Origin of the sequence: Mesorhizobium sp. M8A.F.Ca.ET.208.01.1.1 (assembly GCF_004791315.1) — a bacterium.
Taxonomy (GTDB): Bacteria; Pseudomonadota; Alphaproteobacteria; order Rhizobiales; family Rhizobiaceae; genus Mesorhizobium.
In genome coordinates, this window is record NZ_SRUT01000001.1 from 290,042 (window position 1) to 303,225 (window position 13,184).

Below are 13,184 nucleotides of genomic sequence, written 5' to 3' on the forward strand. Positions count from 1 at the left end.
AAGCCGCAGCTGGTCTCGGGCACCGCCGTGTTCCTAACCAGCGATCCCTTGAGCGCACCGACCGCGCTGATGCACAGCCTGAAGCATTACAAGGTGCTGCACGAGCAGAACGTCATCCTCTCGGTGGTCACCGCACCGCAGCCGGTGGTGCCCGACAGCGAGCGGGTGAAGATGGAGACGGTCAACGAGCTGTTCATGCGGGTGACGCTGACCTTCGGCTACATGGAGCAGCCCAACATCCCGCGCGCGCTGGCGATCTGCCGCAAGCAAGGCTGGAAGTTCGACATCATGACGACGTCCTTCTTCCTGTCGCGGCGCTCGCTCAAGGCCTCGCCCAATTCCGGCATGCCGGTGTGGCAGGACCGGCTGTTCATCGGGCTGGCGCGCACGGCGGCCGATGCGACGGAGTATTTCCAGATCCCGACCGGACGCGTCGTTGAAATCGGCACGCAGGTCGCCATTTAATAGGTACGAGTTCGCCGGGCCTGGTTGTTTTGCGATGGTTCGGGATATGAGCATGCGAAACGTCGCATGGATCGACATCGCAAGACGTCGCCCACCGGGAGCCGCGCGCTGCTAACATGAGTGCCATAACGTTACGGCACTTGATATTGCATTGCAGCAAGCGTAGAGCACCGCGCGTTTATCGGAGTGTCGTACATGGCCCTTGCCAATGCTGGTAGTGAGGCAGAACCCGTCGACCAATCGAGCCATCCGGAAATCGAACAGCATAGCACCAAGGTGCTGATGCTGGGCGCGCTCGGTGTGGTCTATGGGGATATCGGCACCAGCCCTATCTATGCCTTTCGAGAAGCGCTGGTCGCGTCGTCACACGGCACCGTTGCTGATCGCGGCGATATTCTCGGTGTGCTGTCGCTGATCATCTGGTCGCTGACGATTACGGTTACGATAAAATACATCATGTTCGTGCTGCGCGCCGACAACCGCGGCGAAGGCGGCGTGCTGTCGCTGATGGCGCTGGCACGCGGCAGTTTCCCGAAGCGCTCGGCGGTGATTCTGGGCATTGGCATCGTCGGCGCCTCGCTGTTTTTTGGCGATGCGGTCATCACGCCGGCGATTTCGGTGCTTTCGGCGGTCGAGGGCATGAACGTCGTCACGCCTGCTTTCCAGCCTTATGTGGTGCCGCTGACCCTGGTCATCCTCGCCATGGTGTTCGCGGTGCAGCGCTTTGGCACGGGCGGGGTGGGATTGGTGTTCGGGCCGGTGACCGCGGTCTGGTTCCTGGCGATCGGCCTTTCCGGCCTGAAACACATCATCAACGATCCAGAAATCCTGCTGGCAATCAGCCCGCACTACATCGTCGCCTTCCTGATTCATTCGCCGGACGTGGCCTTCGTCACGGTCGGCGCCGTCTTCCTTGCCGTGACCGGTGCAGAAGCGCTCTATGCCGATCTCGGTCATTTCGGCCGCAAGCCGATCGTACTTGCCTGGCTGGCGATCGTGTTTCCCTGTCTGCTGCTCAATTATGCCGGACAGGGTGCCTTCGTGCTGGCCAAGAATGGCATCGTCGGCCATCCGTTCTTCGAGATGAACGAGGGTTGGGCTCTGATTCCCATGGTCGTGCTGGCGACCGCCGCGACGGTTATCGCCAGCCAAGCGGTGATTTCGGGTGCCTTCTCGCTGACCCGCCAGGCGGTACAGCTCAACATGCTGCCGCGGCTGGAAATCCTGCACACGTCGGAAAAGCAGTCCGGCCAGATCTACATGCCGCGCGTCAACCTGCTGCTGGCCCTGGTGGTGATGATGCTGGTGGTCGGCTTCGGCGAATCCAGCAAGCTGGCCTCCGCTTACGGTATCTCCGTGACCGGCAACATGCTGGTGACGACGGTGCTGCTCTATGTCGTCATGACGCGCATCTGGAAATGGAAGCTGTCGCTGGCGATCCCGCTGACCGTGCTGTTTGCCTTCATCGACATCGGTTTCTTCGCCTCCAACATCGTCAAGGTGTTCGAAGGCGGCTGGGCGTCGCTGGTCGTGGCCTTCACCATCGTGCTGGGCATGTGGACCTGGGTGCGCGGCAGCCGCTATCTCTTCGACAAGACCCGCCGCAACGAGATCCCGCTCGATTTCCTCGCCGGCAATCTGTTGAAGAAGAAGCCGCAGCTGGTCTCGGGCACCGCCGTGTTCCTAACCAGCGATCCCTTGAGCGCACCGACCGCGCTGATGCACAGCCTGAAGCATTACAAGGTGCTGCACGAGCAGAACGTCATCCTCTCGGTGGTCACCGCTCCTCAGCCGGTGGTGCCCGACAGCGACCGGGTCAAGATGGAGACGGTCAACGAGCTGTTCATGCGGGTGACGCTGACCTTCGGCTACATGGAGCAGCCCAACATTCCGCGCGCGCTGGCGATCTGCCGCAAGCAAGGCTGGAAGTTCGACATCATGACGACGTCCTTCTTCCTGTCGCGGCGCTCGCTGAAGGCCTCGCCCAATTCCGGCATGCCGATGTGGCAGGACAGGCTGTTCATCGGCCTAGCGCGCACGGCGGCCGACGCCACCGAATATTTCCAGATTCCAACCGGACGTGTGGTAGAAATCGGTACGCAGGTGGCGATCTGACGAGGTCGATCGCCTCGGCCTGAACGGGGAGGCGGGGATGAGCGGCGAATTGGTGCTTGTCACCGGCGGGTCGGGGTTCCTCGGCGCTCACTGCATCCTTGCCCTGTTGAAGCCGGGCTATCGCGTGCGCACGACGCTGCGCTCCGCCAGGCGTGAAGCCGATGTTCTGGCCATGCTGAAGGTTGGTGGCGCCGAGCCCGGCGACCGGCTTTCCTTTGCCATTGCCGACCTCATGAGCGACGCCGGCTGGCCGCAAGCGGTTGCCGGCTGCGACTATGTCCTGCATGTCGCCTCGCCATTTCCCTTCGGCGTGCCGAAGCATGAAGATGACCTGATCATCCCGGCTCGCGAAGGCGCCTTGCGCGTGCTCAGGGCGGCGCGAGACGCAGGCGTCAAACGCGTCGTGCTGACCTCATCCTTCGCCGCTATCGGCTATGGCAAGATGCCGCCGGACGGCCGGCCCTTCACCGAAGAGAGCTGGACCGATCCGACGGCCAAGGTCAGCGCCTATGTGAAGTCGAAGACGCTCGCCGAACGCGCGGCCTGGGATTTCATCGCCGCCGAGGGTGGCAGCCTGGAGCTGGCAGTCGTCAATCCGGTCGGCATTTTCGGGCCTGTCCTGGGGGCCGACCATTCGACCTCCACCGCATTCGTCCAGCGCATGATGAACGGTGCCATGCCGGGGCTGCCGCGCCTGTCCTTCGGTGTGGTCGACGCGCGCGACGTGGCCGACCTGCATGTGCGCGCCATGACCAATCCCGCTGCCAAGGGCGAGCGGTTTCTGGCCGTAGCCGGCGATTTCATGACCGTGCGGGAGATCGCGCAGGCCGTGAAGACGCGGCTCGGCGCGGCCGCCTCGCGTGTCTCGACACGGGAGCTTCCCGATTGGCTGGTGCGGGTGGTGGGGTTGTTCAACGCGGAAGCCGCGCAGCTGGTGACGGAACTCGGCAAGGTCAAGAACGCCACCAACGCCAAGGCGGTGCGCATGCTCGGCTGGGCGCCGCGCTCGCGCGAGGATGCCCTGGCCGCCACCGGAGCAAGCCTGGTTCGGCTTGGGCTGGTCAAGACCCCGAAATAGCGCGGCGGGACAAAGCCTTCCCGCCGCGCGGATTTCAGCCGGCCAGCGCGGCCTTGTTGGCCTTGAGAAACTGCTTCAGCGGTACCGACTTCCGGCCGGAAAGGGTCTCCACCGAGTCCGTTACCATGCCAAGGTCGCCGGCGCGTGTGGCAGCATCGAAGGACACCAGGAGCTTGGCGATCGGCTCGGGAAGCCCGGCCGCCTTCATTCCCTCGGTCAGCGCTTCGTCGGAGAGCTGGACGACCTGGATCGGCTTGCCGGTGACTTCGGTGACCAGTGCGGCGACTTCGGCTGGTGTATAGGCCTTGGGGCCAGTCAGCGTGTAAGTCGTGCTTTCGGTGTCGTCCGAAGCCAGCCCCGCGGCTATGGCCGCGGCCAGATCGCTCCGCGCGCCGTAGGAAATGGCGCCATCGGCCGCGGACGTATACCATTGGCCCGATGCGAGGATTTGCGGCATCGCCATGAACAGGTTCTCGTCGTACCAGCCATTGCGGAAGATCGTGTAGGGAATGCCGCTCGCCTTGATCGCCTGTTCCGTGTCGTAGTGGTCGGGCGCGAAGAGCACCGGCGACCCCGGCTCGGTGTTGGGCATCGAGGTGTAAAGCAGGTGGCCGACGCCTGCCTTGCTGGCCGCAGCGACCGCCGCGAGCTGCTGTTCGCGCCGCTTTCCCTGGATCGCCAGCTCGTTGGTCGAAATGATGAGCGCCCGGTCGGCGCCGGCGAAAGCTTTGGCAAGCGAGGCCTGATCGTCGAAGTCGGCCTCGCGAACAGTGACGCCGCGCGCTGACAGGTCGGCAAGATTGGCGGGCGTGCGGGTCGTGGCGATGATTCGGGCCGCCGGTATCTCGAACGTGTCCAGCAGATGGTTGATGACGCTGCGGCCGAGCTGGCCGGACGCGCCGGTGACGAGAAGAGTTGCGGTCATGGGGGATCCTGACTTTGCGCCGAAGGGCGGTTCGAGTGGTGGTCTCAAAAAGAGACCAGCACTAAAATAGGAATTGACCCGATGCCGTAAAGAAGGCAGTTTTTGGGGAGGTAGGCACAGGCAGGGAACCAGTCATGGACAGCCGAACCGTCAATCTGAGATCCAAACTCGAAGTCTACAAAGCGATGACCGACGGCGGAAGCATCGCCGATTGCCCGGTCCGCGACGTCATCCAGGGGCTCAATGGCAAATGGAGTTCGCTGTTGACGGCGGCCTTGGCTGAGCAGCCCTATCGCTTCGGCGAGCTGCGGCGGCTGGTTCCCGACATTTCGCAGCGCATGCTGACCCAGACGCTCTACGATCTGCAGCGCGACGGCTATGTGCGTCGCGAAGTGTTTCCGACCAAGCCGCCGAGTGTCGAATACAGCCTGACCGACCTCGGGCGCTCGATGTTCGATGCCTTGCAGTATTTGCTGCAGTGGGCTGAAAACAACCATGACGCGGTGCGCGACGCGCGCACTGCCTTCGACGCGACCCAGGCTTGAACAACGGACAGTGCGCGGCTCGGCGACTTGATTTCGCCCGACGGCTGAAGGATTGTCCCGGCCAGTTCGGCTTGGGGGCATCGGCATTTCCTACGACATTGCAATTGCAGGCGCCGGTCCGGCAGGGCTGGCCATGGCGCTTTACCTCAAGCGCGCCGGCCACAGGGTCACCGTCTTCGAACGCTTCGAGGAACCCAGGCCGGTCGGCTCCGGCCTGATCCTGCAGCCGACCGGGCTGACGGTGCTGGCCGATCTCGGCCTGCTCGATGATGTCATGGCACTTGGTGCCCGCATCGACCGGCTGCATGGCGCCGATGCCTCGACCGGCCGCACCGTGCTCGATGTCCGCTACGACGCCCAGCAGGGCGGCCGCTTCGGCCTGGCGGTGCACCGGGCTGCCCTGTTCGGCGTGCTGTTCCGCGCTGCCCGGCGTGAGACCCTCGCCATCGAAACCGGCGTCGAAATCGAGACCCTGGAAATCGGCGAACGGGCAACGCTGATCCACAGCGGCGGGCGAAAGGCGGGGCCGTTCGATCTGGTCGTCGATGCCAGCGGCGCACGCTCGAAACTGCGGCAATGCGCCGGCAATGCCGCGGCACCACGACCACTCACCTATGGCGCGTTCTGGGCATCGCTGGATTGGCGAGGCGAGGGCTTTGACGAGCACGCGCTCTTGCAGCGCTACGACAAGGCCAGCGTGATGATCGGCGTGCTGCCGATCGGCCGGCCGGAACCCGATGCCGAAAGGATGGCGGCTTTCTTCTGGAGCCTGAAACCGGCGGATGCCGATGCCGTGCGCAACCTCGGCATCGATGCCTGGAAGGAGCGGGTGCTGCGGCTGTGGCCGCAGGCCGAGGCGTTCACCGGCCAGATCGACAGTTTCGACCAGCTCTCGCTGGCCCGCTACGGCCACCATACGATGAAATTTCCGGCTGGCCGGCGGCTGGCCGTGATCGGCGACGCCGCGCACTCGACCAGCCCACAGCTTGGCCAGGGCGCCAACATGGCGCTCCTCGACGCCGCCGCGCTCAGCCATGCGCTGGCGCGAGCGGACGGCGTGGAGGCAGCGCTGGAAGCCTATGCGAGAGCGCGGCGCTGGCATGTGCGGGCCTTCCAGGCACTGTCGCTGGCATTCACGCCCTTCTACCAGTCGGATTCGGCGGCGCTGCCCTTCATCCGCGACAGGCTGGTGGCGACGATCGCCAAAATCCCGCCGGCGCCGCGGTTTCTCGCCTCGATGGTGGCCGGCACGGTGATCGATCCGTTCAGGCGGGCAGGGCTTGCCGAAGCGCGGTGGCCGGATCGCCTTGCCGAATGAGACTCGATAGGAAAGACCCCTTCGCCCGCAGGAAAGCATGCAGGCGCTGCGGATAGTCAGGCGCCACGGCTTGCCTGATCGACGGACGGCCGCTCAACGCCTTGCGCCAGGCCTGGACAAGCGGCTTGCCTTCCAGGATGCCGAAATCGCCGATCCGGTCGAAGGCGTCGAGGTAGCGAAAGACCGGACCGTAAACGGCATCGACGAGGGAAAAGCGGCTGCCAGCGAACCATGGCCCGCGCCGCGGGGTATCGTCCGCGAGTTCAGCCTCGAGGCGGCCAAACATCGCCGACAGCGCACTACACTCGGCGAGGAAGCCGGCCTCGCTCGGCGCTGAATAGAAGCGACCGATGGCGTTGAGGATGGCCGAGCCGTATTCGATCCAAGCCCGGTGCCGGGCACGAGCGTAGGGATCGGCAGGGTGGAGGGGATTGGCCTGTGTCTCCTCGAGGAATTCGAGGATGACCGCTGATTCGAAGATTATCGTCTCGTCGCCAGCTTGCCGCACGCGCAGCAGCGGCACCTTGCCGAGTGGCGAGATCGCCTTGAACCAGTCCGGCTTGTCGGCGAGGTCGATGTCGACGCGCTCGAACGGGACGCCCTTCTCGGCCAACGAGATCGCGGCGCGTTGGACATAGGGGCAAAGGGGGTGGCTGACGAGAATGAGGGTGTCGGTATGTTGCACGGGATGTGCCTCTCGATATCGATGCGATTGCATTTATGTAGATGCATGTGCATTGATCGTCAAGCTTGATGCAATTGCATCTACCTCGTATGGTGCGGCCATGACAGAGACAGCCATGCCTTCGCCTGAAGCCATCAAGGTCTGGGCCCGCCTGATGCGGGTGTCGCGCCAATTGATGGAACGCGCCGAGGACGCGCTGAGGGAGGGCGGCCTGCCGCCGCTCGCATGGTATGACGTGTTGCACGAGCTTGCCGAGGCCGGCGAGGCCGGTTTGCGGCCGTTTCAATTGATCGAGCGCACCTTGTTTGCCCAGTACAACATCTCGCGGCTACTGGCGCGGCTCGAGGCCGGCGGGCTGGTCGAGAAACTGCCGGTGGCCGATGACGGCCGTGGGCAAACCATCCGCGTCACGGCCAAGGGGCGCGAGACGCGCCGCCGGATGTGGGCGGTCTACGGGCGCTCGATCGCGGACCTGGTTGGCGCCAAACTGTCAACCGTTGAGTTGAACACGGTCTCGGCGATGCTCGGCCGGCTGCGCGATCCGCCTGTGGACCATTGAGGTTGGACCAGTACTGAGCGGCTGTTGCGCACCGTCGCCTTTTGCCGCCAAATATTTCTACTTTTTCCCCTTGCGTCGGATGGCGGATCGCGCAATATGCCGAACCGTAACGTACGGTACGCTGTTGGTTGACGACAAACTGTACCCTTCGAACAGGAACCGAACGTGTTGCAGGCCAACGCCGACATCGACAACAGCCAGACGCTGACGGAGCGGCAGCAGGCCGTCCTGGACGCGGCGCTGCGGCTGCTGGTCGAGGAGGGCGACAACCTGACCATGACTGCCGTGGCGCGACGCGCCAGCTGTTCCAAGGAAACCCTCTACAAATGGTTCGGCGACCGCGACGGGCTTTTGACGGCAACCGTGCAGTGGCAGGCCTCCAAGGTCCGGGTGGCTCCGGTCGACGGCAAGGGGCTTGACCTTGCCTCGCTGGCGGCGAGCCTAGAGCGTTTCGCTTCCGATTGGCTGAGAGTGATCTCCAGCGACACCTCGATTGCGCTCAACCGTGTCGCGGTCGGCCATGCCGGGTCGGGCAAGGACAATCTCGGCGCCGTCGTGCTGGAGAATGGGCGCTTTGCCCTGGCCAAGCGGCTGAAGCCGGTGCTTGAGGCCGGCCGGCAGGCGGGACTCCTTGAATTTTCGGATGCCGAGATGGCGTTCCGTACCTTTTTCGGACTGGTTGGCCGGGATGTGCAGATCCGTCTGCTCCTCGGTGACCGGCTGGAATTGACTGAGGCGGCGATCGGCGGCGATGCCATCCGCGCGACGCAGCAGTTTCTCGCTCTTTTCGGAGCAACAAACGGCCGCAAGGCCTCTTCATAAAACGGGAAGGAAGTAAAAATGCGCGTCTATTACGATCGTGATGCCGATCTCAACCTGATCAAGGGCAAGAAGGTCGCCATCATCGGCTACGGCAGCCAGGGCAGGGCGCATGCGCTCAACCTCAAGGATTCCGGCGCCAAGGAAATCGCCATAGGCCTCAAGACCGGCTCGGCGACGGCCAAGAAGGTCGAGGCCGACGGGCTCAAGGTGATGAGCGTCGCCGACGCCGCCAAATGGGCCGATCTGATGATGATGGCGACGCCAGACGAATTGCAGGCCGACATCTACAAGAACGAGATCGCGCCGAACATCCGCGACGGTGCCGCGATCGCCTTCGCGCACGGCCTCAACGTGCATTTCGGCCTCATCGAACCCAAGTCGACCGTCGACGTGGTCATGATCGCGCCGAAGGGTCCCGGCCACACGGTGCGCGGCGAATACCAGAAGGGCGGCGGCGTGCCGTGCCTGGTCGCCGTCAACCAGGACGCCTCGGGCAACGCGCTCGACCTCGCTCTCTCCTATGCTTGCGGCGTCGGCGGCGGCCGTTCGGGCATCATCGAGACCAATTTCCGCGAAGAATGCGAGACCGACCTGTTCGGCGAGCAGGTCGTGCTGTGCGGGGGCCTGGTCGAACTGATCCGCGCCGGCTTCGAGACGCTGGTGGAAGCCGGTTACGCGCCGGAAATGGCCTATTTCGAGTGCCTGCACGAGGTCAAGCTGATCGTCGACCTGATCTATGAAGGCGGCATCGCCAACATGAACTACTCGATCTCCAACACCGCCGAATGGGGCGAATATGTTTCGGGTCCGCGCATCATCACCGCCGAGACCAAGGCCGAGATGAAGCGCGTGCTGAAGGACATCCAGACGGGGAAATTCACCTCGGAATGGATGCAGGAATACCGCGCCGGCATGTCGCGCTTCAAGGGCATCCGCCGCAACAACGACAGCCACCAGATCGAGGAAGTCGGCGCCAAGCTGCGCGCGATGATGCCTTGGATTTCGAAGAACAAGCTGGTGGACAAGGCCAAGAATTGAGCGAAATCTATCCGCTCGAAGCCCCTCCAACTCTTGGTTTTTACGCAATTCCGGATGGAAAACCGCTACGCACTTTTCTGGAATTGCTCTGACTTCGAACGGTCAAAAACCAAAAACGGCGCCACGTGGCGCCGTTTTCATTTCTGGTGTCAGCCGCAGGCAGCTCAACTATAGGGCGACCAGCACTGCTGGCGCGGCCCGTTATAGGGCTGGAACGTGTTGTCGTAAGCGCGGTACGACCGGTAGCGGTTGTAGCACCACCGGACATGGGCGCTCGAAAGCCGTCCCGCGCGGTAGTAGCGGCGTGGCGCCGGCGCATAGTAGTCGTAGTTGTTATAGTTGTTGTACATGCTGCCAAGGCCGAGACCCAGGCCAAGGCCGAGGATCGCGGCGGCGCCATCGTCGTAGTAGCCGCCGTGATAGTAGCGGCGGCCATGGCGCCAGCGCCAGTCGTCGCCGCGGTTCCAGTTGCCGCCACCATTCCAGTGACGGCCGCTCCAGTTGCCTCCGCCATTCCAGTGGCGGCCGTTCCAGTTCCCCGACCGGCGCCATCTCCAATCGTTGTTGAAACTCCGGTTGTTGCCGCCGGCCCAGCCTTCGCGGACCGGGGTGACCGTTGGCGCGGCGGTGCTGGCCGGGATCGACACATCCGGCTGTAGGATCGGCCCGGCAGCGGACGGCGCCGTGACGCCGGAGACAATACCAAGCGCTATCAGCCCGGATTTGACAGTGGAAGAAAAAAGCGCGTTCATTGCACTTCTCCAAGAGAACAGGCCCCACGCCCTACCCAGGGGAATGGGACCACTGTGGATCTTTGCGTCTGAACGGCGGATGAACGGAAAGGTTCCGTCAACCATGGCGCGAACGCCGTCAGGACCAAACGATCCCTGCTTGTGGTCTTGCGATCTTGTCTTCCGCTGCTCTTGCAGGCAAAGGTCAGCGCATGTCGCTGCGCCTTGCCACCTTCAATGTCGAGAACCTGATGAATAGGTTCGACTTTTCCGGCTATCGCAACCAACTCAACGAGGACCGGACACTGGCGCTGTTCGATATCCAGAGCGAGGCCGAATACAGGATGCTGGAACAGGCGCGCGCCATCGCGCAATCCGATGACACGCGCCAGCTGACGGCGCTGGCCATCGCCGCCACCCGCGCCGACATCATCTGCATGCAGGAGGTCGACAACATCGAAGCGCTGAAGGCGTTCGAGTACGGCTATCTGTTCAAGATGGTGGGGCAGGGCTACCGCCAGAAATACACCACGTCGGGCAATGATTCGCGCGGCATCGATGTCGCGATAATGATGCGCAACGAGACTGCGCAGGGACAGCCGATCGAATTCGTGCGCATGACCAGCCACGCCTATGTCACCTACGAGCAGTTCGGCTTGCACACGCCGGAACTCGCGGCGCTTGGCAACCAGGCCAATGAACGCATCTTCCGGCGCGACTGCCTGGAGGTCGACATCAAGGTGGGCGGCGCGCCGATGACGCTCTATCTCGTGCACTTCAAGTCGATGGGGTCGCCCCGCAACGGGCTCGACGGACGCGAGGCGACAATGCCGGTGCGCATCGCCGAGGCGCAGGCCGTGCGGCGCATCATCGAGGAGCGCTTCGGTGGGGATCACGCTGCCGACAAGCGCTGGGCGATCTGCGGCGACATGAACGATTACCGCCAGCGCGTGAAGATCGCCGGCGATGAGGTCGACGGCTACCGTTTCGAGGTGGTCGACGAGAACCTGTCCTGCATCAACGTGCTGACAGCGGGCGGCTTCTGCGAAAACGTGGTCGAGCGGCGGCCGGAAATGAACCGCTGGACCTTCTATCACACACGCGGACCCGAGGAGCGGCATTTGTGCCAGCTCGACTATATCCTGCTTTCCAGGGGACTGGCGGCCAAGAACGCCACCGCCGTTCCCGACATCATCCGCAACGGCCAGCCCTGGCGCACGATCTTTCCCGCGGGCCAGGAAGTCGAGCGCTTCCCGCGTGCCGGCTGGGATCGGCCCAAGGCCTCGGACCATTGCCCGGTGGCGATCACGCTGGACATGGCCTGATGGGCAGGATCGGGACCTGAGCCGACATGAGCTTCGATCTTCCGCGCAATGTCATCCTGCCGGTCGATGCCATCGACGTCCGTCTCGATCCCGGCCCGCATCCCTTCGCGGTGGATAATGCCGAGGCGATCGCCAAGAATTGGCAGAGCGAGATCGCGGCCAATCCGGCGCTGTTCGACGGCACGGTGGTTCTGCTTTCGGAACTCGCCTATCGCGACCGCAGCCTCATTGGCCGCTGTCATGCGATCAACTACTCGACCTTCATGCTTTGGCGCAAACGACGGGAGAATTCCGGCGCCGAGCACGCCTATGGGCACGCCATGCTGGTGGCCGGGGACAACGCTCTGGTGGCGATCCGCATGGGACGACACACAGTGGGTGCCGGGAGCGTCTATTTCGCCGCGGGCTCGTTCGAGCCGACCGATTTCCGCGACGGTCTCGTCGATGTCGATTTCAACATGATCCGCGAGGTGCGCGAGGAGACCGGCCTCGACCTGTCGGATGCCAGGCGCGGTGTGCGCTGGCACGCCCTGTCGACGACAAGCGGCACGGTCATCTTCCGCCGCTATCATGTCGATGAGGCGGCTGACGAGATCGCATCGCGCATCCGCGCCTTCGTCGCCTCCGAAGCCGATCCGGAGATCGAGGGGCCTGTGATCATCCGCCATGCCGGCGACCTGCCGGACGGTCTGTCGCCGCATATGAAGCCGCTGATCGAGTGGCATTTTGCGAACGAGGGCTAAATCCCCTTGCATGCGCCTTACGGAGAAGCGTCGAGAGATTGCGTTGTGATATCAAACTTGATAAAATGCTATCAAAGATGTCACTATAAGTATGTTGCTATCGATGAGCGCTGTCACCATCCGCAATTTGCCAGAGGAAACGCTCCGCGCCTTGAAGGTGCGGGCGGCCCACCACGGCCGCAGCACTGAGGCCGAAATGCGAGAGATCCTGGAAACGGCCGTGCGGCCGGCCAATCGGGTCAAACTCGGCTCGCTGCTCGCCGCCATCGGTCGCGAGGCTGGATTGTCGCAAGAGGATGTCGATACCTTGCAAAGGCTCCGCGACAAGACACCGGGCGAGCCGGTACGGTTCGAATGATCCTCATCGATACCAATGTAATTTCCGAACCGTGGAAACCCGCGCCCGATCCGCGCGTCATCGCGTGGATCGACGCTCAGGCCGTTGAAACCCTGTATCTTTCGGCCGTCACCGTGGCCGAGCTGCGTTTCGGTGTCGCGGCGATGCCTGCCGGCAAGCGCCGCACGATCCTGCAGGATCGTCTGGAGCAGGACGCGCTGCCGCTGTTTGCTGGCCGTATTCTGCCCTTCGATCTCGATGCGTCGCGCGCCTATGCCATCCTCATGGTGCAGGCGAGGGCCGCGGGCAAGGCCATCGGCAACGCGGATGGTTACATCGCCGCCACAGCCGCTGCGCACGGCCTCACGGTCGCCACCCGCGATACCAGCCCGTTGGCGGCCGCCGGGTTGAATACCGTCAATCCGTGGGAAGCAGCGTTGTAACCGTGCCTGCCACTCGAAACCGCACGTTGTCGCCGCGGTCGGGATGAATGATCCG

General features: G+C 63.5%; 15 protein-coding genes. 12 read left to right on the plus strand and 3 right to left on the minus strand.

What is annotated here, in order from left to right; genetic code table 11:
• From EN851_RS01390 to EN851_RS01400, 3 genes are all read left to right on the plus strand, one after another.
• On the plus strand, window positions 1-465 hold a 465-nt coding region (locus EN851_RS01390), incomplete at its 5' end, for a KUP/HAK/KT family potassium transporter (protein WP_189521741.1).
• A 195-nt stretch (window positions 466-660) separates the two neighbouring features.
• A complete protein-coding gene (locus EN851_RS01395) occupies window positions 661-2,580 on the plus strand; it encodes a potassium transporter Kup (RefSeq protein WP_135928375.1) in 1,920 nt (639 codons plus the stop codon).
• Window positions 2,581-2,617: 37 nt separating this feature from the next.
• Window positions 2,618-3,658, plus strand: a complete 1,041-nt coding sequence (locus EN851_RS01400; protein ID WP_135928376.1) for an aldehyde reductase — start codon at window positions 2,618-2,620, stop codon at window positions 3,656-3,658.
• 34 nt (window positions 3,659-3,692) lie between these two features.
• Here EN851_RS01400 and EN851_RS01405 read toward each other — a convergent pair whose 3' ends face one another.
• Window positions 3,693-4,583: an SDR family oxidoreductase gene (locus EN851_RS01405; protein ID WP_127279156.1), complete on the minus strand. Its 891-nt coding sequence runs from the start codon at window positions 4,581-4,583 to the stop codon at window positions 3,693-3,695.
• 134 nt (window positions 4,584-4,717) lie between these two features.
• Between EN851_RS01405 and EN851_RS01410 the strand changes: the two genes are divergently transcribed.
• Window positions 4,718-5,128: a helix-turn-helix domain-containing protein gene (locus tag EN851_RS01410; RefSeq protein ID WP_127871613.1), complete on the plus strand. Its 411-nt coding sequence runs from the start codon at window positions 4,718-4,720 to the stop codon at window positions 5,126-5,128.
• A 52-nt stretch (window positions 5,129-5,180) separates the two neighbouring features.
• Window positions 5,181-6,446: an NAD(P)/FAD-dependent oxidoreductase gene (locus EN851_RS01415; protein WP_135866522.1), complete on the plus strand. Its 1,266-nt coding sequence runs from the start codon at window positions 5,181-5,183 to the stop codon at window positions 6,444-6,446.
• Here EN851_RS01415 and EN851_RS01420 read toward each other — a convergent pair.
• Window positions 6,394-7,131 (minus strand): glutathione S-transferase family protein, encoded by a 738-nt coding sequence (locus EN851_RS01420; protein WP_245520672.1) that lies wholly within the window; start codon window positions 7,129-7,131, stop codon window positions 6,394-6,396. The two genes, EN851_RS01415 and EN851_RS01420, sit on opposite strands and share 53 nt — an antisense overlap.
• A 100-nt stretch (window positions 7,132-7,231) precedes the next feature.
• Between EN851_RS01420 and EN851_RS01425 the strand changes: the two genes are divergently transcribed.
• The 3 genes from EN851_RS01425 (at window position 7,232) to ilvC (ending at window position 9,550) form a co-directional block, all read left to right on the plus strand.
• Complete coding sequence (locus tag EN851_RS01425; RefSeq protein WP_135928378.1) at window positions 7,232-7,690, plus strand: MarR family transcriptional regulator; 459 nt, start codon at window positions 7,232-7,234, stop codon at window positions 7,688-7,690.
• 165 nt (window positions 7,691-7,855) lie between these two features.
• Entirely contained in the window at window positions 7,856-8,512 is a 657-nt protein-coding gene (locus EN851_RS01430) for a TetR/AcrR family transcriptional regulator (RefSeq protein ID WP_127279159.1), read from the plus strand.
• An 18-nt stretch (window positions 8,513-8,530) separates the two neighbouring features.
• Window positions 8,531-9,550, plus strand: a complete 1,020-nt coding sequence (gene ilvC / locus EN851_RS01435; protein ID WP_135928379.1) for a ketol-acid reductoisomerase — start codon at window positions 8,531-8,533, stop codon at window positions 9,548-9,550.
• Between the two features lie 164 nt (window positions 9,551-9,714).
• On the opposite strand, the gene EN851_RS01440 is transcribed toward ilvC, so the two are convergent.
• Window positions 9,715-10,302: a BA14K family protein gene (locus EN851_RS01440; protein WP_127279160.1), complete on the minus strand. Its 588-nt coding sequence runs from the start codon at window positions 10,300-10,302 to the stop codon at window positions 9,715-9,717.
• A 191-nt stretch (window positions 10,303-10,493) separates the two neighbouring features.
• Between EN851_RS01440 and EN851_RS01445 the strand changes: the two genes are divergently transcribed.
• The 4 genes from EN851_RS01445 (at window position 10,494) to EN851_RS01460 (ending at window position 13,129) form a co-directional block, all read left to right on the plus strand.
• Complete coding sequence (locus EN851_RS01445; protein WP_135928380.1) at window positions 10,494-11,606, plus strand: endonuclease/exonuclease/phosphatase family protein; 1,113 nt, start codon at window positions 10,494-10,496, stop codon at window positions 11,604-11,606.
• 26 nt (window positions 11,607-11,632) lie between these two features.
• Window positions 11,633-12,349, plus strand: coding sequence for a hypothetical protein (locus tag EN851_RS01450; protein WP_127280731.1), 717 nt, complete (start codon window positions 11,633-11,635; stop codon window positions 12,347-12,349).
• Window positions 12,350-12,452: 103 nt separating this feature from the next.
• Window positions 12,453-12,707 carry a plasmid stabilization protein gene (locus EN851_RS01455; protein ID WP_127280732.1) on the plus strand — a complete coding sequence of 85 codons (255 nt, stop codon included), beginning with the start codon at window positions 12,453-12,455 and terminating at the stop codon, window positions 12,705-12,707.
• Window positions 12,704-13,129 (plus strand): type II toxin-antitoxin system VapC family toxin, encoded by a 426-nt coding sequence (locus tag EN851_RS01460; protein WP_127280733.1) that lies wholly within the window; start codon window positions 12,704-12,706, stop codon window positions 13,127-13,129. The genes EN851_RS01455 and EN851_RS01460 overlap by 4 nt, the downstream gene beginning before the upstream one ends.
• The last annotated feature ends 55 nt before the right edge of the window (window positions 13,130-13,184 follow it).

Excerpts from the sequence above, each read along its gene's own strand:
- EN851_RS01410 (WP_127871613.1), top strand. The coding sequence starts at position 4,718 with ATGGACAGCCGAACCGTCAATCTGAGATCCAAACTCGAAGTCTACAAA.
- EN851_RS01425 (WP_135928378.1), top strand. The coding sequence starts at position 7,232 with ATGACAGAGACAGCCATGCCTTCGCCTGAAGCCATCAAGGTCTGGGCC.
- EN851_RS01445 (WP_135928380.1), top strand. The coding sequence starts at position 10,494 with ATGTCGCTGCGCCTTGCCACCTTCAATGTCGAGAACCTGATGAATAGG.
- EN851_RS01455 (WP_127280732.1), top strand. The coding sequence starts at position 12,453 with ATGAGCGCTGTCACCATCCGCAATTTGCCAGAGGAAACGCTCCGCGCC.
- EN851_RS01405 (WP_127279156.1), bottom strand. The coding sequence starts at position 4,583 with ATGACCGCAACTCTTCTCGTCACCGGCGCGTCCGGCCAGCTCGGCCGC.
- EN851_RS01460 (WP_127280733.1), top strand. The coding sequence starts at position 12,704 with ATGATCCTCATCGATACCAATGTAATTTCCGAACCGTGGAAACCCGCG.
- EN851_RS01440 (WP_127279160.1), bottom strand. The coding sequence starts at position 10,302 with ATGAACGCGCTTTTTTCTTCCACTGTCAAATCCGGGCTGATAGCGCTT.
- EN851_RS01450 (WP_127280731.1), top strand. The coding sequence starts at position 11,633 with ATGAGCTTCGATCTTCCGCGCAATGTCATCCTGCCGGTCGATGCCATC.
- ilvC (WP_135928379.1), top strand. The coding sequence starts at position 8,531 with ATGCGCGTCTATTACGATCGTGATGCCGATCTCAACCTGATCAAGGGC.
- EN851_RS01400 (WP_135928376.1), top strand. The coding sequence starts at position 2,618 with ATGAGCGGCGAATTGGTGCTTGTCACCGGCGGGTCGGGGTTCCTCGGC.
- EN851_RS01395 (WP_135928375.1), top strand. The coding sequence starts at position 661 with ATGGCCCTTGCCAATGCTGGTAGTGAGGCAGAACCCGTCGACCAATCG.